Genomic DNA, 25,214 nt, shown 5'->3' on the forward strand with positions numbered 1-25,214 from the left:
CTTCGGGGATCTTGCTACGCGTAGCGTCTCCAAGAGTTGCCGTTGGCGCAGCCTCTCCAAGAGTTGTATTGGGCACTTGTACTGAGCGTACCCCTCCGGGGATCTTGCTACGCGTAGCGTCTCCAAGAGTTGCCGTTGGCGCAGCCTCTCCAAGAGTTGTATTGGGCATGGGGAATGGGGCATTGGGAGTTAAGAATTATTCTCCTTGTCCTCTTCACACCCTCATTTCCCCTATGCCCCATGCCCCATGCCCCATTCCCAATGCCCATTAGTTAAGAAGGATAAACTGGGAGTGTGAAGTGAAACCATGCTCCGTTATTGGGGGCAGAGTCCACCCAAATTTGACCATAATGTGCTAAGACAATACGTTGGCATAAACAAAGACCAATGCCGTAACCTTCTGTGCCTTCATCTCGTTGCAGGCGAAAGTGGTTTTCAAAGATGCGATCGCGATTCTCTACAGGAATACCAGGTCCAGTATCGCCAATACTAAACTGGACTTTTTGGGTAGTGCGATGCAATCCAGAAATGCTAATCTTGCCTCCTTCTGGGGTGTATTTGATGGCATTATCCAACAGATTTACTAGCACTTGACGGATACGTTCTGGGTCAGCGTATACATAAGGTAAGTCGTTGGGAATATCAGTTTCTACCTCTTGGGATTTGGCGGTGTAGCGATCGCACAATTCTTCCAGTATTTCTAAGCACAATTTACCTAGCTGTACTTTTTGTGGTAAAATTGGAAACTCTGTATCTTGGCCACAACCTACCTGTAAAAGGTCGGCAATCATCCGATCAATGATCTTAGTTTGATTGCGGGCTTGCTTTAATAGATGCGCCGTCATGGATGGTTTGAGGCGCTGAAATTGGCCTGTCTCTAAATTGTAATTAGATTGAAGAGTTTCTATGGCGATCGCGGTAGCAGTTAGCGGATTGCGGAGATCGTGCGCCAGCATCGCAATTACCCGATCTTTAAACTGTAACTGCTCTTGGAGGTGCTCTTTTTCCTGTTTCAAGCGAAAAACTTCGTCTGAGAGTCGGATGAGTTCAGCAGAAACAGCAACTGAACGGATAGTAGATTTGGGTGATGTCGCCCTAGCATTGTCGTCTATCCGTTCTTGTAAGTCTTCCTGTAATTTTAAGTAAGCATCTACAGAGGCTTGCCAGCGAGGCCACCAGTTTTTCAATTGCGCTATGATATTACTCCCAGCTAAAACCTGTCGTGGTTCCGGGTGGATTTTGATTAAAGCTGGCGTTGCTACCAATTTAAAGTGTTCTGCTAAGTAAGGTTGTTGTCCAACATCAATAGTCTGAAGTTCAAAACTATACTCAGCCTGCAATTCTTTTAAGTAAGCACGTATTCGCTGTACCTGTTGGCGAGACTTAGGGCGTCCATCGACAAACAGTAACAGCTGGAGTGGAGCCTCAGAATAAATAGGCTGATCCTGGGAAACTTGCATGTAATCGTGTTTCAGCACTGGTAACAACCCGGTGACGCTTTACAGAAAGAAATGGACTGACGGTTGTAGATGGTCGTTGTTTTTTCTTCAATTTAATATGTATTTTAGATTTTCGTACTCTGATCCGATCTGCGTTTTTGACATCTGATATATCTTTTTCAGCCTTTTGCAGCCTTTTGGCTAACTTCATCTCCAAGAAACACCCAAGCCCCTTGAATATAAGTCTTAATTTGCCCTTAATCAAAAATTTTCGCCAGAGGCAGCAGGTGAAAGGTTTATTTAGGAAACTCCAAGAAATAAATTATCCAATATTGTGGGGTGGGCAACATGAGCGCCCTATGGGTTGGGCGGGCGAGACGCCCACCCCACAGGAGTTAATTGGATATTTTTTTATTTGTCAGTCCCTTAATACTATGTCAATTTGAGTAATCGCTTTGAACAAGCGATGCCTAGGTTGGGCAAAGCCTACGCCCAAGCAAACGCAAATGCTAATTGTATCTAATCTATCAGGAAGCTGGTAACTGTTCAGACCAAGTTTGTAGAGGTTTTTTCAACCGCCAGTGGATTCGATGAAGTGTCTTTTTGACTATGTACTGCTTCTATGTCTATGAATTGTGAAGCGCAACGTGTGCCTAGCTTTCCTAAAATAACAGTTGCCCTATCCCAGATGAACAGGGGATGGGTTGCCTGAGGAAAAGCTTTGGATAACAATAGAGGCGATGCCTAGGTTGGTAAACTACGCACTTTTAGAGGAAGTACTCACTCCTTTCGAGGTGTACAAGTAGCACTTTCCCCAGAAAATCAATTTAGAGATACTAGAGAAACTGCTGCGACACTTGACTGCTTTGCATCTAACCTCAGTCACCAAGAAGAATGAACTTACGCTAAGTTCCTGGAATTGTTTAACAGTGGCATTTTCCAGCTATTGCCTTACTCAGCTTACCATCCTTAGATGAATAATTTCCAAAATCGATTGTAAGCCAGTGTTAGCAAACTTTATCCATTCCCCTCTTTGGGTGAGGCTAAGGGGGGCTTTAGTCCTAGTCTATCACTTCAGCTGGTTGGCGATCGCACTAAGATAGTACAACACGGCGTAAATAAACCACCCATTGCAAATAACCTGTCATAATCCCTGTAGTGGAGTAATAGCTTAGTGCGATCAAATCACAAAACTCTTATCTAGCAGCTATTCCAGATTTATTTATGTTTTTTCCCGAAAATGTTAGTTTTTCAGAATTTTAGGGAACTCTATAAATAAGCATGGGAATTATCAAAACCTAATGGCTGTAAAACGAAGACAATACGGTAGCTTCTGCTACCGTTTACTCAAATTTTGAGATATCATTTTCACCAATAGAGACATTTACGAAGAAGATGCCGTGAGTCGGTAGTGTCTTTTGGCGATATAAAGAGTTAGAGGAACAGGGGGATAAGGAATACAAGGGGACAAGGAGAATAATTCTTAACTCTTAACTCAGCACTCCCAATGCCCCATACTTCTCTTCTTAGGCTGCGCCAACGACTGCGCGGTAGTTGAGCGTAGTCGAAACTCAGTACAAGTGCCCAATGCCCCATTCCCATTTAATGAACAGTCTGCGCTAGGGTAGGAATTGAAACATCAATTTGTGATTTCCTGTGCTTCCCTGTAAACCTCCAGCTGTATTTCTAATTTGGGCTGTTCTCCTCACTTCGTTAACAGCCTGTGCTAACAGTCCAGTCGCCAAAAACCTTGAGCAATCTTTGGCGGCAGATCCGAAACTGCAAAGCAATCCAGTTGTCTTTGGAGAATCTCAGGTTAACCAACAGCAAGCACAGCAAAACCAATCAACTGTTCAGTTACCAGGCGATTTTCCTAAAGATATCCCCCTATATGCCAATGCCAAGCTACAGGAAGTTACACCTGCTAGCGGTTCAGAAAACAGAATCTCAACTCGTTGGTTGAGTTCTGATCCCAGTAACTTTATTGCTAGCTTTTATCGCAGCCAGTTTCAAGCAAATAACTGGCAGATTTTGCAACAGCCAACAGATGATGGGGGAGGCGCTTTTGAAGCACGTCGTAACGATTTGCTGTTGAAGGTTTCCATTCAGCCAAAATCAGTTAGTAAGGTCACACCCAATCAACCCCAAACATCCACAGAATTACTGATTGATTACATACCCAATAGTACTGCAACGGCACAACCTACCCCAACTACAAGTTCTAACGAAACTACTAACGCCGTTCCTCAACCAGGAAATCCACAGTTCATTGGCCCAGCACCACCCGCAAACTTGGCAGTACAGCCACCAAGCACGGCTAATAACCAAACAATCCCTACAGTCACACCTGAATCGCAGGTATTCAACGATCTGAATAAGGTACCGCAAGAATGGCGGGAACATATCCAAGACTTGGCTGCATTAGGTGTTTTGTCTATAGAACCAAAGACAACTAAGAGTGATTCTAGTACCACAACTAACCAGTTTGAACCGAGTAAAGTCATTACACATCGGGAATACGCCCGTTGGCTAATTGCTGCTAACAATGCAATGTATGCCAGCAATCCAGCTAAACAAATTCGTTTGGCATCAGAAAGTACTCAACCAGCTTTTAGTGATGTGTCCGCAAAAGACCCTGATTTTCCAGCAATTCAGGGATTAGCCGAAGCTGGGTTAATTCCTAGTCCTTTGTCTGGAGATTCTACAGTAGTTTTGTTTCGTCCTGATGCACCCCTAACGCGGGAACAGTTACTACTGTGGAAATTACCCCTAGATACTCGCCAAGCTTTACCCTCTGCTAACTTAGATGCGGTTAAACAAACCTGGGGTTTCCAAGATGCAGCGCGAATTGACCCCAAGGCTTTAAGAGCAGTGTTGGCTGATTACCAAAATGGCGAACAATCGAATATTCGGCGGGTGTTTGGTTATACGACTCTGTTTCAACCCAAAAAACCAGTAACTCGTGCTGAGGCTGCTACGACTTTGTGGTACTTTGGCACTCAGGGTGACGGTGTATCGGCTGCTGAGGCTCTGAAATTAAAGCGAGGTTAAAAGCCAGTTACTTTATCCATATCATAAAAGTGAGCAATTATCACCTTTTATGAGGTAATTTTTGCCATTTCTTTGTACAATCCCGATTTTTTTGAAGAGAATGTAAATCTAAGTATTTTCAGCGTTTTTATCTGTGTTTGATGAATTTTTGAGGCATAGTTAAGTACAATAACGCAGAATGGCTGAATAAAGGTACTTAGTTTTGAAGTAACTGAGAAAAGATAAGTTGTCAGATTATTGCCCCTTGATTACTTTTAAACAGATTAAAAAATACCACAGGTAAAACAAATATGAAAAAACAAGCGATCGCAGTCGGATTTGTTCTATTTTCTTTCATGTTGCCGAACAAAGCCTCGGCTGCGAGTTTTGATCAGCTTTATGTGTTTGGCGATAGTCTTTCCGATACAGGTAATATATATAATGCTTCGGGTAAAACATACCCTCTAAGCCCACCTAACTTTGAAGGACGTTTTTCCGATGGACCGATCTGGGTGGATTATCTCGGAAATCAGCTAGGATTAAAGCCCACTTTATTAACTGATATTAATTTCACGACTATTCCTCCCACACCAATTCCTACCCAAGGGATAAACTTCGCTTTCGGTGGTGCTAGCTCTGGTTTAGATAACGCTATCCTTCCCAATGCAAATTTACCGGGAGTGCTTCAACAAGTCCTTGATTTTGCTGGAACTCTGCAAGCAAATCATCAAACTGCTGATCCAAATGCACTTTATACATTATGGGGAGGCGCGGATGATTTATTATTTGTTAACCCTAAAGATCCGACGACACCAATCAGTAATATATCTAAGGCGTTGAACATTCTCGCAGGAGTCGGCGCGAAAAATATTTTGGTGTTTAATTTGCCAGATTTAGGAAAGCTACCAGCTGATCAAACCTACGATCTCAACCCTACAACCCTTAGTGAATCGACTAATGAGTTTAACTTGGGTTTAGCAACAACTGTCAGCGCTTTGAGTGAAAACCCGGATCTCAACATCATCTCTGTTGATACTTATTCTTTATTTAATCAGGCAAGTGCATTGGGTTTGACAAATGTAACTGAGTCTTGTCTATCTAACCTAGATATATGTAACCCAGGTAACAACAAATTTCTGATCTGGGACGGTTTGCACCCAACAACGGCTGCTCAGAAGGTGATCGCAGATGCTGCACTGGCGGCGATTGATGCTAAATCTGTCCCTGAACCTTCGATCAACTTGGGGATTTTAGCCCTTGGTGCTTTTGGTGCCATAGGAGTACTGAAGCGTCAACAAAAAAGATCAGCACTTATGTTAGCCGGTCGGGTTATTGATGCACAATTGTCTCATACAACAGTTGAAAATTAAACGAACTGTATTGATGTGGGATTACGATCGCTTATTTCAAATTATTGAAGAATTAGTCATGCACCATTCCCCTAGTGGTGTAGAAGCTGAGATTAACCAGTTCTTGATGCAGCGATTTGCGGCGCTGGGTGTGGAAGTATGGTGCGATCGCGCCGATAATATTATTGCCAAGATTCCAGGGAAAAGTCCCGACCGAGCGATGTCTAACGACAAGCCGCTTCGCGTCTACGCTATCACTGCACACAAAGACGAAATTGGCGCAATTGTCAAAACTATCGGTGATCAAGGTCGTGTCAAAGTCAGTAAACTCGGTGGTTCTTTCCCGTGGGTTTACGGTGAAGGCGTTGTCGATTTACTAGGAGACAATGAAACCATTAGCGGTATTCTCAGCTTTGGTTCCCGCCACGTTTCCCACGAATCGCCCCAAAAAGTGCAGCAGGAAGATACTACTGTGAAGTGGGAAAATGCCTGGATTGAAACGAAGCTGACATCTGCTGAATTAGAAGCAGCTGGCATTCGACCTGGAACTAGAATGGTAATCGGCAAACATCGCAAGCGTCCAATTCGGTTAAAGGATCATATTGCCGGTTACACCTTGGATAACAAAGCCTCTGTTGCTATTTTGCTAGCGTTGGCTGAAAACCTGAAACAGCCAGTTGTTGATGTTTATTTAGTAGCGTCAGCTAAAGAAGAAGTAGGGGCAATTGGGGCGCTATTTTTCACTCAAAACCAGCGTTTAGATGCTTTAATTGCTTTAGAAATTTGTCCCTTATCTGAGGAATATCCTGTTAAAGATGGGGAAAGTCCTGTACTCTTATCTCAAGATGCCTATGGGATATATGATGAAGGGCTAAATGGCCAACTGGGCCATAGTGCCAAGCAGTTGAATATGCCAGTACAGTTAACAACTCTGAGTGGATTTGGTAGTGATGCTTCAATTGCCATGAAATTTGGTCATGTTGGGCGTGCTGCTTGTTTGGCATTTCCCACCCAAAATACACATGGCTTTGAAATTGCTCATTTGGGAGCGATCGCTAATTGTATTGATTTGTTAAAAGCTTTCTGCGAAACTGAGTTTGAGTGATAATTCTAGGCTTTTATTTGAAAGAGCGATCGCATATCAACCCAAAATAGCCAGAAAAAGGTTTTGCAAAGCCTGAAGGTCTGGCTCCTCAAGTCGTCCTAACTTTTTAATCACTAGCCCTTTATCCCAGATTTTAAGCAGAACTGGTTCAGAAAGTTTTGCTGCTGCAAAGGTCAGGCTATGGTCTGTATCTTGCTGATCCAGAGAATCAATAAAATTTTCAACTAGCAAAACTTTTTCGGGAGGTAGCTGGCGAATTTTTTCAAGTAGTCTTTGCTCTGAAATGCTATCAGTCTGCATTATTCATATTCTCCTTGCTGCCTTAATTATTTTGGTCATGCGTTCATTATAGTTTTTACACCCATTTTGCTAAATGCTTGATTTATGTCAAACTTTAGTATTGAATAATACTTTTATCAAAGCCGATGATGGGATTTGAACCCACGGCCTGCTGATTACGAATCAGCTGCTCTACCACTGAGCCACATCGGCGTACACAATCTAATAGTATAACATGATTTAATCATGGTAGATCAAAATCCCAAAAATCGCCTTAACCCTGAACAGTATGCCAGCCTCAAAGCAGAAATAGCTGCTCCTTATCGCGGCTTACGACAATTTTTCTACATCGCTTTCGGCGCTTCTGGCTCACTTGGTGCATTTGTCTTTTTCTTCCAAGTGCTTGCCGGACGCAATATTGAGAGTGCAATGCCAAGTTTGGCTCTCCAAGTAGGAATAGTTGCCTTAATGGTCTTCCTCTGGCGGTGGGAACAGCGTCGGCAACAACGCCCCCAATCGGGTAAAAATCCTAATTCCTGAAGGAAGTCCACCAGTTGAAATTCAAACTTGGTGTCGATAACCCTGTGTTAACATTATCGCCACAACACCCAGACTACGGCAATTTAAAAAATGTTATAGCGGTTCCCATTCAGATACGGTACAACATAACATCACGAGGTGTAGGGGCACGGCAGTGCCGTGCCCCTACGGGTGTACCTCACGTAAACGAGAACCGCTATAATCCAACTTTTGAGAGTGTGGAAATAGTTGATCAATTGCCTGCTCAACTAACCTAAATACAGGTTCAGGATACAGCGATGGATTTTGGGTGACATTTTCAATGAACTGATAGCTAATGGTTTTAATATCAGCACCTTTCTCTAAGAGAATTGGTATTAAGGATGAATACAAGCGTCTACCAAGAGCAAGTGTTAGAGGTGTCAGTCCATCGTGACTTAAGTAGTTAACATCTGCTCCTCGCTCAATTGCTTGTTGCACATCAGCAACTCTACCAACCATAAGAGCATAAATCAAAACTTCATTGGGATGGAATTTTTCAAAGCCTTTCTTACTCGCATTTCTTGCTTCTTGCCATCGGGATATATTCTTAGCGGATACTTCTACCTGTCTTTTTGAGTCCCAAGACCGAAAAAACGATCCTTTTAGCTTTGGTAAATAGACGTATCGTGCCCGCCAATTCGTTAGTCGCTTCTCATGGATAACCATTGCGATCAATTTGGATGAGCCACGATGACGACCTGCAACAACTATTCTCTCGTAACCATCACCCCAAGTTGGAGCAGAACAGTAAACCTTTGTGTTTGGACTGAAATGCTTTGTCCCATACTGGATTTCATGGTTTTCACCAAAGGGCTGCTCCGAAATCACATTTGCAACTAGACACCATTCAAGACATTTTTCAAATTGCTCAGTCATGGTTCACGTTCAGATAGCCATTAAGCATAATTTTATCGCAAGTTATACCAATTTAATGTGAAGTTGCACATATCTTGATCCCCCTAAATCCCCCGATAAATTGGGGGACTTTGATAGATGTTTTTCCGGTTCCCCCCTTATTAAGGCTTGCTCGGGGGGATCGAATTCTATGCAGCTTCATAAAAAATTGGTATTACTGATTTCACAATCTGGGCAACGAGAGAGAAAAAATAAAAAAATTATTAGAAAATTCCAAAAAGCAAAAATTTCTGAGAAACTAGAAATCGTTGAAATGGGGTTAGCCAATATAAAAACCCTGACCATAAACTCAATCACGTTCAAATGGGGTCAGCTATATTTAAAGACCCTAAATTTTATGTTTAGAAAACCCTAAAATTAAAGAAACTCACATTAATTGGAAGCGTCAGACTGATAAATTGTTAGTCTGGCGCTTCTAATTTGCTAACTAGACATTTACTGAGCTGTTACCAAATAGGATGAAGGAATTGGTTGAGCGCGTCCAGCACTGACGAGTGCCTGGTAAACAAAGGCAGCAACTTCGGCTCTAGTCGCTTCACGACTAGGATTGAGTTGCTTGACTGTGGGATAGTTGATTACTAATTGCCGTGCAGTTGCCGCCGCAACAGGAGCGATCGCATAATTAGGAATCTGGGCAGCATCGGTGTAAAAGTTAAGGACATTCTGATTATTCGTAGTTAAGCCCAAACCATTAGCTAAAGCGACTAATGCCTGCACTCTTTGAATTTGCTGCTGTGGCTTAAAAGTGCCATCGGGATAACCAGAAACAAATTGACTCTGGTAAGCAGATTGAATTGCAGCGTAAGCCCAGAAATTGGTTGCTACATCCTTAAACTTAATGACTGGGCGTTTGGCTGCTGGTTTTAGGGCTTTAGTGACAATAGTGGCGAATTGAGCGCGGGTTACAGGTTCATTGGGTTTAAAGCTGCCATCAGGAAACCCAGCAATAATATTTTGGGAAGCTAAAGCTTCGATGTAGCTTTTTGCCCAGAAATTTGTCGGTACATCTTTAAAGGCGGTAGTCCCTCCAGAGGGTACGTTAACACTTGCGGCAACAAAATCTACTGAGCCAAAAATCTTTTTCTGATCGATATCGTTGCCAACAGCGATAATTTTACCGGTTTTAGTGGCGTTGTTCACATCATAACGAGTGTTATTGCGGATCAGATTGCCACCAGGACTTTCGTTAGTACCAAGATCGGGTAAAGCATTAACGGTTGCTACTAAGCCATCCCGCTTGTTGTTCTGAATGACATTCTTACGCAATACCGGCTTCGCTGACTCTGAGATAAAAAGACCGTCTTGGTTTTCGACGATTTGGTTTTCTACAACTAGGGGTGTGGAAGTGCCACCGATCGCTAGACCAAAACCAGTATCCTGAAATAAATTACTCCGAATTTCTCCTTGGGCAGCTTTAGCAATTGAAATGCCATTGCCTTTGTTTTGCACAAAGATGTTATTTTCAATTTTGGGATTGCCTGTACCCGTGACAAAAACACCTTCTCTAACACTGTTAGTAAAAGTACTGTTTTTGATAATGGGATTAGTTGACTCTACCCACACACCCGTACCCCGGCTATTTGGGTTGGTAACGGTGACACCAGCGATCGTGGTATCTTGGTCGGCAAGGATGGTAATATCTTGTCTGGCAAAGGTGCGACTAGTGTAGAAACCTCCACCTGTAATTAATGTCGCCTGACCTTTAGTAGCTTCATCACCACGCAGTGTCACCCCTGGTTTAAGCAAAAGCGGGAAGGTTTCGCCACTTTGTTGGTTATAGCTACCAGGTGCTAATTGAATAACTGCGCCTGGTTGGGCTTGACTGAGAGCAAAACTGATGCTTTTGTAGGGCGCAGCTGAGGTTGCACCACCACCAGCACTATCTGTACCAGTTGCTGAATTAACGTAAATTACTGCGGCTGTTGTGGGGGCTTGCGCTGTAAGAGTTGGAACGATATTTTCTGGGTGAGTAGCATCAGCATTAACCTTACCCTGTAGTAGTATTGAACCACTAGAAAAAACAAGCATTGCCGTTAGTCCGGCTCCCACGCGCAAAGTATATCTGATATGACTGCTAGAAAGAAGGCGAAAATTTTTCGCTAGAGAAATGTGAAAACCCCGATATTTCATTTTTTGAGTCTGTGATGTGCTGAATTACGGTATGTAGAACAAGGTTAAAGATAGCAGCCTTGTAGCTGCTGTAAAACCCATGCAAAACTATACTGGATGATTAGCACTGATTCAGCTAAATTCCTTAGATAGATCACAGAACTTATACATTTTAGGGGCTACCTTGCCGCAGAAAATCAGTATTATTCACAGGACTTACGCAAACAATAGCCAAAAAGAATGATTTTCAGTAGGGGCAATTCATGAATTGCCCCTACTGCGTAGAGCGGGGGAGTGAATTAAGGGACTGTATTTTTACTTAGGGACTGACAAGAAATAAATTATCCATTTTGTGGGGTGGGCAAGATGAGCGCTCTAAATCTGGGACGGGTGGGGACACCCATCCGACAAAAAATTTGGGATGTTTTTTTATTTATCAGTCCCTTATATGCTTGCACCAGGCGATTAGAAGGATACTGTTGGCGAATTAATAGGGGGTCTAACCCCTTATCCCCAATCCATGTTAATTCAGTGCGTTGAAACGCACTTCAGCTATTAGCCTGCAATTTATTGCGGGGTCGGAAAGCAACGCAAAAGCAAGGTTTTAGGGGTGAGGGGTCTAACCCTTCACGAATTCGCCAACAGTATCTTAGAAGTCGCGGCTAAACGAGACTTTACCTGCCTCCGCAGGTTGAAAAGCCTTGATTTTGCCTTACTCCGCGTAGGCGGACTACCCTTCTCTTCGAGAGGCTGCGCCAACGGGTTCTCCAAAGGAGTACGTTTGTATAGCCGCGATTTCTAATCGCTAGCGCTAAGTGCAAGATGTGAGTTTAGATAGAGTAGTAATATTATTTTGGGTATAAAATTAGTCAATTTATACACCGTCTCGGCGACAGGTTTTGTGAGCCGCATTGGTACTTTCTGCTAGTCTTGACTAGCAGGTGTCGCTGATTGAAATTATTAAGAATAATCCCACAAATGAAGTAGAAGTTGATGGCGATCGCTTAGAGGGTATATACCATCAACTGCATCCCTTGCAAACATTGTGTTTAGTAAGCTAAAGTTTCTAAAGTTTCCCTTAAATACCGTTGTACCTGCTGTTCCAAACGAATTCCCTCTAATTGAGTATCGCGTTCTAGTTGCCAGCGCTGAAAACCGGAACTAGTGGAAATCGCGCATTTGAGACTATACCAAATTTCAGTATCAGCAGAAAATTGGCGATCGCTAGAAGCTGGAATTTGAGCCATAGTTCCTCATTCCTTTATTTTAACTTCAATGGTAACTGGGCACGGGGCATACAAGTAAAAAGAACCAAGTAAAAAGTAAAAAGAAAGATAAATTCAATATTTCTTTTAATTTTTAACTTTTAACTTTTAACTTGTTTCTCTGCCCCTGCCCTTCTCTCTAGCCCTTTAAAGTGAAATAATATACTTTACGGGCTGCTACGAATCTGTATTTATCCTAAACAAGGATTGCAACAATCGGGGCACGATTTGATTAACCCTCACCCCTAAAATTGTAAAATCTTGCTTAATCTTTTCTAAAGATAATGGCTCTATGCCAGCGAATTCTGTCTCATTAATCACCAAAACTCGCATTACACTCACAGGTATTTGTAAAAATAGATTGCTACCCAAAAAGGCTAATCCCGCAAGGACTAGTGCAAGGCTGCGCCATTGTGGAAGAAATTTGGCTGAATTTGCTACTAATGGGGCAATTTGGTAAAGATTCCACAGTATCCAAACTGACAATACTGCTGCCACTAATGCCAGGATACGATTTAACTTTGTATTAATTAAACAGAGAATTTTTCGCTGCCGTTCAGTCAGATTTTCTGGCTTTAGGGCTATTCCTAAAAGAGCAAATATATAAAAAGGGCGGCGTAACTGCATCCACAGCAGGGGTAGAACACCAATGGCGGCAACTAAAAATAGCTCCATCCAGACTGGTAAAAACGGCTCGCCTACAGATAGGAACAATAAGCAGAGTACTAAAAAAACAGGCAACGTCGCCAATCCAGCAACGTGAATCCACAAAATAGGTTCAGAGCGAAATGAATGCATATTATGAAAATTTCTGAGTTAAGAATTAGGAGTTAGGAATTAGCAGCCTTTAACTCCTAACTCCTAATTTATCACTCCTAACGTCTAACCATTTTACCCTCAACACTATCTGGTTAAGGTGAGTGTGCGGCGCTTCGTAACCATTTGATAGGATTCGATGATGTCACCTTCAACCCAATCATTGAATTTATCCATGCCGACACCGCATTCATAACCGGCGTTGACCTCACGGGCATCTTCTTTCATCCGTTTTAGGGAGTCAAGGACACCTTCAAAGATCACCTTACCGTTGCGTCGCACCCTGACTTTGCAGTTGCGAACTAGCTTGCCAGATTGAACGTAGCAACCGGCAACTGCACCACGACCGACTGGGAAGACGGCCCGGACTTCGGTTTGACCCAAGGGTTCTTCCACCAACTCTGGTTCCAAAAGACCTTCCAAGGCATCTTGAATATCTTCTAGGAGTTTGTAGATGACGTTGTATTCCCGGACATCTACACCTGCTTCATCGGCGGCTTGTCTTGCGCCACTGGCAAAGGTGGTGTTGAAGCCGATAATTACAGCGTTACTGGCAGCTGCTAAGTCGATATCTGTCTCGGTAATTTCCCCAGCAGTCGCCAACAACATCCGAATTTGGACTTCGTTTTGCGGGATTTGCTTGAGCGCTCCCACAATGGCTTCTACGGAACCTTGGACGTCTCCCTTCAAGATCAAGTTGAGTTCTTTCAACTCGCCTTCTTGGGCTTGAGCTGACAGGGTTGTAAGGGTAACACGACCTTGTAACAGGCGGGATAGGCGTTGTCTGTCGGCGCGATCGCTAGCGAGTGCCCTGGCTTCTTTTTCGTTGTAGAAGACCTCGAACTCATCACCTGCTGCTGGTACATCACTTAAACCTAGTACCTCGACAGCAAAGGAAGGAGAAGCAATTTCTACTCTCTTGCTTCTGTCATCCACCATCGCCCGGACTTTACCGAAAGCTGAACCAGCTACTAGGATATCTCCCACATGGAGTGTGCCATTCTGAATCAGCAGGGTAGCAACTGCTCCCTTGGCTTTATCCAGATGCGCTTCAATGACAGTTCCTTTGGCGGAACGATCTGGGTTAGCAGATAGTTCGCCAACTTCTGCTACTAGCAGAATCATCTCTAAGAGCGTATCCAGATTTTCACCTCTGATGGCGCTCACGGGAACCATGATTGTCTCACCACCCCAATCTTCTGCGGTCAAACCATACTGGGTAAGTTCTTGTTTCACCCGTTCTGGCTGTGCCCCTTCTTTGTCAATTTTGTTGATGGCAACAACAATTGGTACTCCCGCAGCTTGGGCGTGACTAATGGCTTCAATGGTTTGGGGACGGACACCATCATCAGCAGCCACTACTAACACGGCAATGTCTGTTACCCGCGCTCCTCGTGCCCGCATCGCTGTAAAGGCTTCGTGACCAGGAGTATCCAGGAAGACTATCTGCTGTGGTTTGCCCTCATGTACCACATCCACATGGTATGCACCAATATGCTGAGTGATACCGCCAGCTTCGCCAGCAGCCACTTTGGTTTTGCGGATTGAGTCGAGCAGGGTTGTTTTACCGTGGTCTACGTGACCCATAATTGTCACGACTGGGGGACGGCGATGGAGATATTCTTGGTCTTCTGCGCCGACCATTTCCGTAATTTTCCGAGCTTCTGCTTCTCGCTCGGCGGTTTCGACTTCTATTTCTAGTTCTTTTCCTACCAGGGTAATTGTGGGAATATCCAGATTTTGGGTGATACTCACCGCCATGCCTTTAAGGAAGAGGATTTTGACAATCTCTGTATCGGCAACGGCTAAAACGTCAGACAGTTCTTGCACAGTCAACGGCCCTGTGATCGTCACTTTTTCGGGGCGATCGCGCTTTGTATCGGCTTCTTGGCGACGGTTCTGGTGATGGTCGCGGCCGGAACCAGATTTGGAACCAGACCTGGAACCAGATTTTCTGGCTCTTGCAGTTGGGGCGCTAGCAAGGGTTGCACCTGGCATCTGTACAGGTCGAGTCGCTTTGGGTTTGGGAGGACGAGCGATGGAAAGGCTGACTTGGACTGTGGCTGGTGAGTCGATATCGTCATCATCCAGCAAATCTTCTTCAAACTCATCATCAAGTATGGGTTTGATCCGCTTGCCTTTGACACCAGCTTTCGCCTTCTCTTTAACTTCGTCAATGATTTCCTCTTCTACCCACTTTTTGCCGCCTTTGGTTGGTCGAGGCGGACTTGGGCGTTTTAAATCGAGGAGATCCGGTGTAACTGGTTCATCACCCAATCCTTGAGATTTGCCCGCCATTCCTGACATCTGTCTGGGTGGAGTAGCGATGGGCATGGCAGCAGCTACACCTTCACCTGGACGTGCTGGCCTGGGTCGTTGCCCTTCTCCCAGTTGTGATGGTGCAGATGGTCTAGTGCCCCTCTGCTCTGGTCTGGTGGGTGAAGGGGTAGGACGACTTGTTCTTTGTGGTGCAGCTGGTGAGGGTTGGTCAGTTGGCAGTTTAGCAACTTTTGGCTTAATCTGATCGCGATCGCCTTCAACGGGTCGTAGCCGTTGGTCGCGTTTGAGAACTGGCTTAAATGCCGGAGATACCTGCTCATCTCCTACCGGGGCTTCTTCTGCCGCCGGTCTGGATGGAGGAGCAACTAGTTGTGGTTTGATCGGTTTTTCCGCTTTCGGTCTGGGTGGAACTGTTTTTTCCGGTTTTGGGGATGCTATTTTTTCCGGTGCCTGATTTGCATTAGGCGTTTGTTCCAAGTTGGCGATGGGAGGTTGCTCTTGAGTCTCAGATTGAGTCCGGGGCACAGGTCTAGTTGGTGCTGCCGGCTTCATGGGTGAGGCTGGTGTAGCGAAAGGCCGTGGAGGAGAGGGAGGATTAGCTTCAGACAAGGCAGCTTGGGTATTGTTAGCAAGTGACGCCTCTGGGGCGTTGGAAGTAGTATTTCTCAATATTTTGGGTTTGCGTATTTCCAAAATTTGCTGTTTGTGGGGTGCAGCTGGTCGGTTACGTCCGCCGTTGGGTGGTGAATTGGGCTTATGGCTGGTTGTACCTAGTTCCTTTTTGGCAGATACATTCGTAGCTGCCAGCTTTTCTGCCGCCGCCCGGATGTTTTCTGCCTCGGATTCTGAAATCGTGCTGCTATGGCTTTTGACCGAGATGCTGAGCTGCTCGCAAATTGCTAATAGCTCTTTGTTATCCAAATTCAATTCCTTTGATAATTCATAGATTCTAACTTTGCCGTTATTCATCCACTCTTCCCCTTTAATTTACAGTTTTAGCGGATGGTTGCCTGGTTTGCGACATCTCCATCCTTGGATTACTGTTTTTAGGTTGCCGTTCAGTTTTTGCCGGTGCCTCCAATCAGGAAAGAGAGATGTTTCGGTTTAATAATGGCATCCCCACCAGGAATGATGGTTGAGGTATACCCATAAAAATTTCTTAAATAAAGGATTTTTATAGGAACCGTTGACGCCGAACTGCGCCTGAGCGCTACCAGGTTGCCATTTTGTAGTTTTTTGTTTTGTTGATTCTGAGTCTTCCACAACACAATCGATTACATCTTGTTCTGGGAATCTGGCCTCGCCCCTCGTTATTGGAGGGCCGAATGCCTTTTACACCCATTTACTATGTTGGCAGTGACATACTTCTACCCTGACTTGCGGTACAGTGTAGGCTTCTGTGCGACTACCGTTATTCCGTCGGACATAAACCAGACAGAGGCGGAGGGTCTCCGGCTCTGTTGAGCTTTGTTTTAATTCCACGGGATGCCCCACCGCAGAAGTTGATCAATACAAAAGTGTTGAACACTTTTGTACCGTCAGAATTTTACTTGCCCACAGAAAACTACTCTAAATTTTATTTTGGGTATTACTGGGGGCTAGACGTTGCGACAAGCTTTGGTACAGTGTTTCTGGCACTGATGCATGTAGCGATCGCCCTAGTCGATTTTTTTTTTGAGCTGCTTGTAGGCAACTCGTTTCGGGACAAATATAGGCAGAACGCCCCATGCCCTGATCTAATTGTACCTTTCCCGATGGAAAGACGCGGACAATCCGCCAAAACTCATCTTTTGAGCCTACTTTACGGCAACTAATACAGCGCCGATAATTTGGTTTCATCGGTTCTCTGTGATCTCAGTCCAGGATAATGGAAGTAAAAAGAAGTTTACTATGACTATTTTTTACTTATACCAAGTAGCTTTTGACAAAATAATCCTTGAGACTGAGACTAGAATCTACAGTATCAAAACTTTACAAAATTAATCAATTATTCATCATCGTGATTGTCAAAAGTATCTTCTTCTAATTCGTCCTGATTTTCATCCTCGAATTCTTCTTCATATTCCAGATCGTCTTCTTCTGATTCCTCTGATTGATATTGTGTTCTGACGGCTGCAAATTTGGCATCTTCTCCGGCAAAGTCATACTTAGCTTTGTCTTTGATGTCTATTTTCCAACCAGTCAGGCGGGCTGCCAAACGGACGTTTTGCCCTTCTTTGCCTATGGCCAAACTCAATTGATCTTCAGCCACTAGTACGTGAGTTTGGCGCGATTCTGGGTCCATTAGGCGCACTTCATCCACCCGTGCTGGACTTAAGGCATTAGCGATGTATGTTGCTGGGTCTGGCGACCAGCGAATTACATCTATTTTTTCACCGCGTAATTCATTGACTACCACTTGAATTCGCGATCCCCTAGCTCCAATACAAGCGCCAACTGGGTCTACATCGCGATCGAGGGTATCTACTGCTATTTTAGTGCGAGGTCCGACATAACGGGAGGGGGGGTTTGCCTCCCTCGCTACGGCAACAATCCGTACCACTTCATCTTCGATTTCTGGGACTTCGTTGGCGAAAAGATAAACCACTAAACCAGCATCAGCGCGAGACACAAGCAACTGTGGTCCTCGTTGCTGACCTTGGGAGACTTTTTTGAGATATACCTTGAAGGTGGCATTTGCTCGATAATTATCGTTGGGCAGCTGTTCCCGCTTCGGTAATTCGGCTTCTACTTCTGGCTGACCAAAATTACTGGTGACTGCCAGAACCACTGATTGCCGCTCAAACCGCAGGACTCTTGCTTGCAAAACAGTTCCTTCTAAATCTTGGAACTCTTCTTGCACCATCTGGCGCTGTTGATCCCGTAATTTTTGCGCCAATACCTGCTTAGTTTGCATTGCCGCCATCCGACCAAATTCTCCTTGGTCGGGGGTAACATCCAGCACTACAGAGTCCCCTAACTGCGCTTCGGGTGCTACTTGTTGAACTTCGTCTAAGGAAATCTGGTGGTCTGTATTATTGACTTCTTCGACAATAGTTTTAGTGGAAAGGACGCGAAACCCTTCTCCTTCAATATCGAGTTCTACTTCAAAATTCTCAAAATAATCTTCGTCAAACTGTCTGCGCTCTAAATTTTGGGCGCGGCGATAACGTTCGTAGCCTTTGAGTAGTGCTTCTCTAATCGCTGATTGAACTGCAAGCCGGGGTAAATTGCGATCGCGACTTATACTTTCAATTAATTCTTTTAATCCAGGTAAAGTAACCATTGACATAAGCAATCTCCTTTAAAAATTAGGGAGTGGGGATTGGGCATGGGGCATTGGGGAGCCAGCGCGGTCTTGGGGTTTCCCCCATCAGCGACTGGCGTCATGGGGCATTGGGTGCAAAGGAGTATTAGGTGCAAAGGGGAAAGACTTGCAGCAACTTCCCCTCTGCTCCTCTGCTCCCTCTGCTCCTTTGCTCCTTTGCTCCTCCAATCCCTAGTCCCTAGTCCCTAGCCTCTAGCCTTTAATCACTCGTTTATCGGCGCTCGTCTAACTGCACCTTAGTAATTAGGGAGCGGGGAATTTCGACTACACGACCTTTTTGGTTTAAGTAAAGTGCTGTCTCATCCCGGCGAATCAACTGACCAGTCCACTCTTGTTGTCCGTCGTAGGGGGGCGTTGTGGAGATGATGACAGGAAATCCTTTAAAGGAAATAAACTCCCTGTCTGTTACCAGTTGCCGCGAAATACCAGGACTAGACACTTCCAAGACGTATTTATCTGGAACGATTTCCGCAGTATCTAAGGAGGCTTCTAAAGCACGGCTCATCCTCTCACAGTCATTCAAACCGGTGTCTTGCTCAGGATTGCGAATGTCTACCCGCAACACTGGTGGACTTTGGTTAGTGTGAAAAACCACGCCAACCACTTCTAATCCCAGTTCTTTCGCCACTGGTGTCGCCAAATCAATAATTTGTGGAATTAAAGGATGAGCCATGAGAGAATTCAATAAAAAAAGTGGGCATCGACCCACTTCCTGCGATAGGTATATCTTCCAAGAAGTCTTGTGACGAACCAATTATGATTCGCCTAATTCGAGTTTAGCGCATTTCTTTTATAGTCGTGCATTGGGGATTGGGCATTGGGCATTGCTTTCTCCCTCATCTCCCTCATCTCCCTCATCTCCCTCATCTCCCTACCCTTCCCTGATTTTGGGCAGAGTAGTGCTTTTATCCACTACTGCTGGAACTGATACTTGTGTTCTTAGCTGCCTGGTTTGCTCGATAATTTGATCTATGTCTTCTTGAGACAAACGCTGGACGTAGTTGAGTTTGATTTCCTCTAAGAAGTCAAAAAGTAAACTCTGAATTTCTGAAAGTACGTGTTTTTCCTTGATCTCAGATCCCAAGGCTTGGCTGAAGCTTTCTACTAGTTGACTGGTGAGTTTTGCTCCCACAGGGTCTTCAACAGCACCAACTAAAGTTTTGTAAAGATTAGTTGTGATTTGAGTCGCCAATTGTTCGCTTAACTGGGTTTGAGCTTGTCCCACGCCAGGGAGATTCTGAAGGTTGCGGTAGACGGGGACTTGATGGAGGACGGTTTCGATGTTGTGGCGCAAAATGGCAACGATCGCAGGTTGGATATCAGGTAGCACTCCGTAGACAATTGTTTTTACCAAAAGACCTGCGATCGCTTCCAATTCATTCACATTATTAATATCTATGTAGGGACGTAAATTTTCTGGTTGCGAGAGCCAGCGCGTTAACTCACCCCGTTGAATTGAACCCTGAACCTGATTAATCACCCTCACTACTACAATTTCTGTGAGTTCTTCGGCAAAATTGGCGACAATCCCCTGATTAAGTTGCTTTCGTACTGAATGGAGATCCAATAACTGCGCTTGATCGAGGCGGATTACTACAGGTAAGATTCTCAAGCACCGCCAAAAAGGGAGTAGTAAAAATAGGTCGTACCAACGCCACAACAATGCTTCAAACCAGCTTAAACCAGGACGTTGCCGTTTGAGCAAGAAGGTACGCCCCAGCAATTCTACGCCAAATAAAATCACAAAGGGGAAGTCAACAATCCAGAAATTATCAACAGATTCGCCATTTTCACCGATTTGGCGGTAGTAGTTACTGGCAATTAAAGGGGCAATGCTCTGGTTAAAAAAATTAATTTCTTCAACCCAGCCTTTTTGTGATAAGTAAGGTTGACTCCAAAAAATGGCAAAGGACTGTTTTGCAGATTCGTTACCGATGTGCGATCGCATCCGCTTTTTAATTTTTTCCAGAGTCCCACTCTTATTCACTCCCGCAAACGGGTTAGTGTCAATCATCTCGTTGCTCAGACGCCTTATTTCCTCTAGCCTGCTATTTACCTGAGGCGACTGTAACCCTGTTTGACTGACTTGTTCTTCTAATACCTTGACTATTTCTAAATAATTTTTCGTCTCTCGATGGCGTTCAATACCTTTTATTGGGTCATAAATCTCAATAATTTGGGGAAGTTTTCGCAAATAAAAATCTCGCCCAGGTACGTAACTTAAATCAAACACAACTAAACCTAAATTTACGGTGGCAGCAATTGCCATAAATCTTTCAAACCAAAGATTCCCTTGTTTAGAAGATTTTATGTTTTTCATTTTTTGTCATATATTATACGTTTTAGTAGGTTTGGAATATAAGCTCTTTCACTTATTAATTTTCGGCTATTTCCCACAGATTACAGCTATTTGCAGTTGAGTAGACCCTAGCTAAAAGGACTGTTAGAAACCACAACTACATACACGAGGCTTTACCCACCTTCATGAGTGCCAATCCCCATTCCAATTTTCCCAGTCCCTAATACAACCTGTCCCCAATCGCCAGTTCAAAGGGTGTATTCGATTCAAATGATAACCGATGTATCTCTGCTCATACAAGATACTTCTTTTGATAGATGACATAAGCTAATTTCTATGAAAATAGTTAATTTTGACAAAAAAATCACAAATTATTCAAAATTCATTAAATAATCGTGAAAAAAGTTATTAAACAAACTTAAAATGCAGCTGTTAAACTTTATAATCCTGCTGATTTAACCCAAAGGAGTTTTAAGTATGTGGTGTGGGTTTGGAAAATCAAGTGCAACTTTTGCTGTTACTTGCCTGATGACTGCTAGTTTGGTAATTGGAGACACTGGTTTCGCAGCCTCTCAACGTAGCTATACGCCCCAGCAATTCCGTGAAGTATTGCGGGGATTAGGCTATAACGTCAAGGTAACAAATACTCCTTTGACGGACGAGGAAACTAAAAAGGCAATTCGAGAATTTCAGACGGGTTATAAGCTAAAACCAGTTGATGGGATAGCAGGGGCAAAAACCCAAGATTTTGCTGCTAATATCGTTAAAATTCTGCACAGAAATTTGAATGCAGTGGTGAAGCCAAATCCTCCCCTCCCGCGCGATCATTTTTATGGTTCACGGACGGAAGAAGTGGTGAAGGAATATCAGAAGAAATATCAGTTGCAAGAAACTGGAATTGCTAATTTAGCACTCCGCCAAAAGCTGAATGAAGAAGCAAAGACAATCTTAAGTCAACCAACAGCGAAACCGACAACTACACCGACAACTACACCGACAGCTAAACCGACAGCTAAACCGACAGCTAAACCAACGGCGAAACCAACGGCGAAACCAACGGCGAAACCGATGGCGAAACCGATGGCGACACCGACAGCGACACCGACAGCGACACCGACAGACACGCCGACAGCTACGCCAACAGCGACACCGACAACTACACCCTAGTTGCCACAAACAACTCCTACCACAGAGCGACTCAAGTCATCTGATTTGGTTTTTCTAAGGCTCTGCCCTTGGGTGTAGGTAGAATTGGAGGGTAGTCATTGTAAGGCATAGGGATGTACTGCACACCCGGTTGCCCTGCTTGCGGCTGCGGGTACAGATCCATGAGATCATAAATAGAATGGGGCAGTCCGACGGTTACGGACAGCCCCATTTCTGTTGCTTCTTCAATAGTGAAGCGCCCAGTTATCATTCTGATACCTTCTGCTCTAATATTTGTCGCGGCGTTTCCATCCCTATCATGATGAGTGGCACAGTGAGGACAAGTCCACTCTCGGACATCCAACGGCAACTCACTGAGTTGATAAAAACAATTAGAGCAGAGTTTTGAACTAGGGAACCATCTATCAATCTCAACTAACTTTCCACCTTTGCGCTCTAGCTTGTAGGCTAAAAAGTTCGTGAATGTTCCCCATCCAACATCAGATATTGACTTTGCCAAATATGAAAAGCGTACCATGCCTTTGACATTAAGATCCTCTACTATGACAGCTTGGCTATCGCTGACCAACTTATAACTAAGTTTATGTAGAAAATCCTGCCGCGAATTACTAACTCGCTCGTACACCTTGGCAACAACTTTTCTATATCTATTTCTCGAATTACTTCCTTTCTGTTTACGTGCTAATTTTTTCTGCTTACGTTTGAGGTTTTTCTCATGTTTGGCAAGGTGCTTAGGATTATCGTACTTAGAAACATGAACACCGTCAGTAACGACAGCAAAATGTTTCAAGCCTAGATCAATACCATAAATCTTACCTTCTGAAATAATTGGATTCTCGCCTTCTATTTCAGTCAGGATAGATGCGAGATATTTACCTGAAGGAGTTTTACTCACAGTAACAGTTTTGATTTTCCCGTCAATCGCTCTGTGTATTTTGGCTTTGACTATCCCGATATTGCCAGGAAGTTTGATATTGCCATCTACAATCAATACGTTTTGAGGATACTGAACAGACTGTTTACCATGTTTAGATTTGAATTTAGGAAATCCAGCACGTTTCTCAAAAAAGTTTTTGTACGCCGTGGTTAGATTAAGTGTTGTAGCCTGTAAAACTTGACTATAACAATCAGCTAACCAAATCGTATCTTCTGCTTTTTTGAGCGCTGGGAGAAGTGTGTTGAGCGATGCACGTGTAAGTCCTTTGCCTGACGTTTCGGAGGAAGAAATCTCGAATTACGAATTATTTACTACCCCTTCGCCAAATCTTGATAGTGTCGTCATCACCACCGCTAACTAAGCTTTGGCCATCGGGATTGAAGGCGACAGATCTAACATAGTTGGAATGCCCTACAAGTGTGCTGATTTCTCTGCCACTGTGTACTTGCCACAGTTTGATAGTGTTGTCCCAACTACCACTAGCGAGAAATTGTCCATCCTGGCTAAAGGCGACTGACCAAACTGAATCAGAATGACCAATGAGAGTACTAATTTCTCTGCCTGTATTTACGTGCCATAGTTTAATCGTGTTGTCACCACTGCCACTGGCGAGAATTTCCCCATCATTGCTGAAGGCGATACAGTTGACGAAGAAGGAATGACCTGTGAGAGTATAGATGTTTCTACCTGTGTATAATTGCCACAGTTTGATAGTGTAATCATTACTGCCACTAGCCACCATCTGCCTATCCTGGCTATTGGTTGCAGGGGTTTTCGGAGAGTAAGCCACTGACGAAACTGGGTCGGAATGACTTGTGAGAGTTTGGGTTTCTAAGCCTGTGTGTACCTGCCACAGTTTGATTGTACAGTCAGCACTGCCACTAGCCAGAAACTTACCATCTGGACTAAAGGCAACGGAATTCACCCAATTAGTATGACCAATGAGAGTACGAATTTCTTTGCCTGTGTTGACATCCCACAATTTGATGGTGTTATCCCAACTACCGCTAGCTAAGATTCCCCGGTTCAGGTCTGTAACTCCCCCGGATTTACCAGACTCCCCTTGATAAGAAAGGTTTGGAGAGATTGGGCTAAAGGCGACGGAATGAACCATACTAGAATGACTAGAAGACCAACGACCCAGTTGACGTACTAGCTTGCCAGTACCGACTTGCCAAAGTCTGATAGTCCTGTCATTACTGCCGCTAGCAATCAATTGCCCATCTGGACTAATGGCGATCGCATGAACCATACTAGAATGACCTTTGAGGGTCTGTACACACTGCCAGTTCTGCTGATCTAATACAACAGGTGGAGTCAGGCTCACTCTAGGCGTTATCACTAAGGTAGATAAGATTTCTGTTACATCTTCCCCAGTATCAGAACCCAATAAATCCAACCACTCTTGCACAGACTGAGGACGATAAGTTGACTCCAAATCCATGCCGCACATAATAGCCTGATTCACCCTATTGCTGATGTTGGGATTAAAATATTGTGGTGGTTCTAAATTAATATTGTGACGTCTATCATCTGCATTCGTAGGTATAACTGCGGTAAGTAAATTATATAAGGTAGCGGCTAAGGCGTAGATATCAATGTATTCTCCTCGTGGCGCTTCTGATTCATACTGCTCAGGTGGGGCAAAACCAGGAGTGCGATACACAGTATGCCTTTGAATCATGTTAGGAATAAATTCTCTAGCGATGCCAAAGTCTATCAGCACTGCTTCTGATTTATCAATACGGATCATGATGTTGCGTGGTTTGAGATCCCGATGCAGCAGTCCTTTAGAATGGATTAGGGTCAAAGCGTCGCCAATTTGCCGGATGTACAGCAGCGCCTCTGCTTCTGATAGCACCCCTATCCGCCTCAAGCGCTGTCCTAAGTCTTCGCCTTCGATGTAATCCATCACCATGCAGGGCAAATTTCCCTCATCAAAGATGGTTTCTATCTGTACTATATGAGGATGGTGGCACACAGCCAGTCGAACTGCTTCATCACGAAAGTCTTGCCTTAACTTGTTTCGGTGGAGTATCCAGGCGGGGTGATTCAGGATTTCTTCTTTGAGAGTTTTAATCACTCGTTGTTGATTCCGTTGATTTCTGGCAAGATAAGTAATGCCAATTCCGCCTTCACCTAGTTGTCTTTCGATAATGTAGCGTCCGCCGAATAAAGACTTTCCTGCATTCCACACCATTAGTAATATCTGACAATTGCTGGTATTTATTTTGGCACGCTATTCAGTTCAGCCCACAGGAATTTTTGGGAATTCCATGTGAATTGTTGTTGTAGCTTTTTAGAACTTAGTTACTTAGAGAAGATTTCCATTAACCTCAATAATTACTAATAGTAT

General features: G+C 44.1%; 18 protein-coding genes, 1 tRNA gene and 2 pseudogenes. 7 read left to right on the top strand and 14 right to left on the bottom strand.

Features of this window, described 5'->3' with window-relative positions; genetic code table 11:
* Window positions 1-272: pseudogene (locus V7K97_RS01705) on the top strand (hypothetical protein); the annotation flags it as partial.
* Here the strand turns inward: V7K97_RS01705 and V7K97_RS01710 are convergent.
* On the bottom strand, window positions 273-1,478 hold the full coding sequence (locus V7K97_RS01710; RefSeq protein ID WP_334798979.1) for a histidine kinase: 1,206 nt from the start codon (window positions 1,476-1,478) through the stop codon (window positions 273-275).
* Window positions 1,479-3,095: 1,617 nt separating this feature from the next.
* On the opposite strand from V7K97_RS01710, the gene V7K97_RS01715 reads away from it, so the two are divergent.
* From V7K97_RS01715 to V7K97_RS01725, 3 genes are all read left to right on the top strand, one after another.
* Window positions 3,096-4,490, top strand: a complete 1,395-nt coding sequence (locus V7K97_RS01715; protein ID WP_334798980.1) for an S-layer homology domain-containing protein — start codon at window positions 3,096-3,098, stop codon at window positions 4,488-4,490.
* Between the two features lie 290 nt (window positions 4,491-4,780).
* Window positions 4,781-5,839 carry an SGNH/GDSL hydrolase family protein gene (locus V7K97_RS01720; RefSeq protein WP_334798981.1) on the top strand — a complete coding sequence of 353 codons (1,059 nt, stop codon included), beginning with the start codon at window positions 4,781-4,783 and terminating at the stop codon, window positions 5,837-5,839.
* A 13-nt stretch (window positions 5,840-5,852) separates the two neighbouring features.
* Entirely contained in the window at window positions 5,853-6,923 is a 1,071-nt protein-coding gene (locus V7K97_RS01725) for a M42 family metallopeptidase (RefSeq protein WP_334799164.1), read from the top strand.
* A 36-nt stretch (window positions 6,924-6,959) separates the two neighbouring features.
* Here the strand turns inward: V7K97_RS01725 and V7K97_RS01730 are convergent, their stop codons facing one another.
* The gene (locus tag V7K97_RS01730) at window positions 6,960-7,223 is read right to left on the bottom strand and encodes a hypothetical protein (RefSeq protein WP_334798982.1); all 264 of its coding nucleotides are present in this window, start codon (window positions 7,221-7,223) and stop codon (window positions 6,960-6,962) included.
* A 120-nt stretch (window positions 7,224-7,343) separates the two neighbouring features.
* Window positions 7,344-7,415 (bottom strand) — tRNA-Thr (locus V7K97_RS01735).
* A 33-nt stretch (window positions 7,416-7,448) separates the two neighbouring features.
* Here V7K97_RS01735 and V7K97_RS01740 point away from each other — a divergent pair.
* On the top strand, window positions 7,449-7,742 hold the full coding sequence (locus V7K97_RS01740) for a DUF3493 domain-containing protein (protein WP_334798983.1): 294 nt from the start codon (window positions 7,449-7,451) through the stop codon (window positions 7,740-7,742).
* Between the two features lie 165 nt (window positions 7,743-7,907).
* Here the strand turns inward: V7K97_RS01740 and V7K97_RS01745 are convergent, their stop codons facing one another.
* The gene (locus tag V7K97_RS01745) at window positions 7,908-8,639 is read right to left on the bottom strand and encodes an ankyrin repeat domain-containing protein (protein ID WP_334798984.1); all 732 of its coding nucleotides are present in this window, start codon (window positions 8,637-8,639) and stop codon (window positions 7,908-7,910) included.
* 169 nt (window positions 8,640-8,808) lie between these two features.
* On the opposite strand from V7K97_RS01745, the gene V7K97_RS01750 reads away from it, so the two are divergent.
* Window positions 8,809-9,033 (top strand): hypothetical protein, encoded by a 225-nt coding sequence (locus V7K97_RS01750; RefSeq protein WP_334798985.1) that lies wholly within the window; start codon window positions 8,809-8,811, stop codon window positions 9,031-9,033.
* 80 nt (window positions 9,034-9,113) lie between these two features.
* On the opposite strand, the gene V7K97_RS01755 is transcribed toward V7K97_RS01750, so the two are convergent.
* From V7K97_RS01755 to V7K97_RS01790, 8 genes are all read right to left on the bottom strand, one after another.
* The gene (locus V7K97_RS01755; RefSeq protein WP_334798986.1) at window positions 9,114-10,808 is read right to left on the bottom strand and encodes a DUF1565 domain-containing protein; all 1,695 of its coding nucleotides are present in this window, start codon (window positions 10,806-10,808) and stop codon (window positions 9,114-9,116) included.
* Between the two features lie 1,028 nt (window positions 10,809-11,836).
* Entirely contained in the window at window positions 11,837-12,034 is a 198-nt protein-coding gene (locus V7K97_RS01760; protein WP_334798987.1) for a hypothetical protein, read from the bottom strand.
* Window positions 12,035-12,229: 195 nt separating this feature from the next.
* Window positions 12,230-12,850, bottom strand: coding sequence for a low-complexity tail membrane protein (locus V7K97_RS01765; protein ID WP_334798988.1), 621 nt, complete (start codon window positions 12,848-12,850; stop codon window positions 12,230-12,232).
* Window positions 12,851-12,955: 105 nt separating this feature from the next.
* Complete coding sequence (infB, locus tag V7K97_RS01770) at window positions 12,956-16,117, bottom strand: translation initiation factor IF-2 (RefSeq protein ID WP_334798989.1); 3,162 nt, start codon at window positions 16,115-16,117, stop codon at window positions 12,956-12,958.
* A 600-nt stretch (window positions 16,118-16,717) separates the two neighbouring features.
* Window positions 16,718-16,987 carry a YlxR family protein gene (locus tag V7K97_RS01775; RefSeq protein WP_292822895.1) on the bottom strand — a complete coding sequence of 90 codons (270 nt, stop codon included), beginning with the start codon at window positions 16,985-16,987 and terminating at the stop codon, window positions 16,718-16,720.
* Between the two features lie 148 nt (window positions 16,988-17,135).
* A complete protein-coding gene (gene nusA, locus V7K97_RS01780) occupies window positions 17,136-18,419 on the bottom strand; it encodes a transcription termination factor NusA (RefSeq protein WP_334798990.1) in 1,284 nt (427 codons plus the stop codon).
* A 247-nt stretch (window positions 18,420-18,666) separates the two neighbouring features.
* The gene (rimP, locus tag V7K97_RS01785) at window positions 18,667-19,128 is read right to left on the bottom strand and encodes a ribosome maturation factor RimP (RefSeq protein ID WP_334798991.1); all 462 of its coding nucleotides are present in this window, start codon (window positions 19,126-19,128) and stop codon (window positions 18,667-18,669) included.
* Between the two features lie 198 nt (window positions 19,129-19,326).
* Window positions 19,327-20,775 carry a hypothetical protein gene (locus tag V7K97_RS01790; RefSeq protein WP_334798992.1) on the bottom strand — a complete coding sequence of 483 codons (1,449 nt, stop codon included), beginning with the start codon at window positions 20,773-20,775 and terminating at the stop codon, window positions 19,327-19,329.
* A gap of 456 nt (window positions 20,776-21,231) precedes the next feature.
* Here V7K97_RS01790 and V7K97_RS01795 point away from each other — a divergent pair, with 456 nt between their 5' ends.
* Entirely contained in the window at window positions 21,232-21,921 is a 690-nt protein-coding gene (locus V7K97_RS01795; RefSeq protein WP_334798993.1) for a peptidoglycan-binding domain-containing protein, read from the top strand.
* Between the two features lie 31 nt (window positions 21,922-21,952).
* Here V7K97_RS01795 and V7K97_RS01805 read toward each other — a convergent pair.
* Window positions 21,953-23,131: pseudogene (locus V7K97_RS01805) on the bottom strand (RNA-guided endonuclease TnpB family protein); the annotation flags it as partial.
* A 31-nt stretch (window positions 23,132-23,162) separates the two neighbouring features.
* Entirely contained in the window at window positions 23,163-25,058 is a 1,896-nt protein-coding gene (locus V7K97_RS01810; protein WP_334798994.1) for a serine/threonine-protein kinase, read from the bottom strand.
* Window positions 25,059-25,214 lie beyond the last annotated feature (156 nt).

Origin of the sequence: Nostoc sp. (genome assembly GCF_036917815.1) — a bacterium.
In the GTDB taxonomy this organism is placed as follows: Bacteria; Cyanobacteriota; Cyanobacteriia; order Cyanobacteriales; family Nostocaceae; genus Nostoc.

What these genes read in the sequence shown, in the direction of transcription:
- V7K97_RS01730 (WP_334798982.1), bottom strand. Translation starts at nt 7,223, where the DNA reads ATGCAGACTGATAGCATTTCAGAGCAAAGACTACTTGAAAAAATTCGC.
- V7K97_RS01790 (WP_334798992.1), bottom strand. Translation starts at nt 20,775, where the DNA reads ATGAAAAACATAAAATCTTCTAAACAAGGGAATCTTTGGTTTGAAAGA.
- V7K97_RS01795 (WP_334798993.1), top strand. Translation starts at nt 21,232, where the DNA reads ATGTGGTGTGGGTTTGGAAAATCAAGTGCAACTTTTGCTGTTACTTGC.
- nusA (WP_334798990.1), bottom strand. Translation starts at nt 18,419, where the DNA reads ATGTCAATGGTTACTTTACCTGGATTAAAAGAATTAATTGAAAGTATA.
- V7K97_RS01765 (WP_334798988.1), bottom strand. Translation starts at nt 12,850, where the DNA reads ATGCATTCATTTCGCTCTGAACCTATTTTGTGGATTCACGTTGCTGGA.
- V7K97_RS01755 (WP_334798986.1), bottom strand. Translation starts at nt 10,808, where the DNA reads ATGAAATATCGGGGTTTTCACATTTCTCTAGCGAAAAATTTTCGCCTT.
- V7K97_RS01760 (WP_334798987.1), bottom strand. Translation starts at nt 12,034, where the DNA reads ATGGCTCAAATTCCAGCTTCTAGCGATCGCCAATTTTCTGCTGATACT.
- infB (WP_334798989.1), bottom strand. Translation starts at nt 16,117, where the DNA reads ATGAATAACGGCAAAGTTAGAATCTATGAATTATCAAAGGAATTGAAT.
- V7K97_RS01745 (WP_334798984.1), bottom strand. Translation starts at nt 8,639, where the DNA reads ATGACTGAGCAATTTGAAAAATGTCTTGAATGGTGTCTAGTTGCAAAT.
- rimP (WP_334798991.1), bottom strand. Translation starts at nt 19,128, where the DNA reads ATGGCTCATCCTTTAATTCCACAAATTATTGATTTGGCGACACCAGTG.
- V7K97_RS01725 (WP_334799164.1), top strand. Translation starts at nt 5,853, where the DNA reads ATGTGGGATTACGATCGCTTATTTCAAATTATTGAAGAATTAGTCATG.
- V7K97_RS01750 (WP_334798985.1), top strand. Translation starts at nt 8,809, where the DNA reads ATGCAGCTTCATAAAAAATTGGTATTACTGATTTCACAATCTGGGCAA.
- V7K97_RS01775 (WP_292822895.1), bottom strand. Translation starts at nt 16,987, where the DNA reads ATGAAACCAAATTATCGGCGCTGTATTAGTTGCCGTAAAGTAGGCTCA.
- V7K97_RS01720 (WP_334798981.1), top strand. Translation starts at nt 4,781, where the DNA reads ATGAAAAAACAAGCGATCGCAGTCGGATTTGTTCTATTTTCTTTCATG.
- V7K97_RS01810 (WP_334798994.1), bottom strand. Translation starts at nt 25,058, where the DNA reads ATGGTGTGGAATGCAGGAAAGTCTTTATTCGGCGGACGCTACATTATC.
- V7K97_RS01740 (WP_334798983.1), top strand. Translation starts at nt 7,449, where the DNA reads ATGGTAGATCAAAATCCCAAAAATCGCCTTAACCCTGAACAGTATGCC.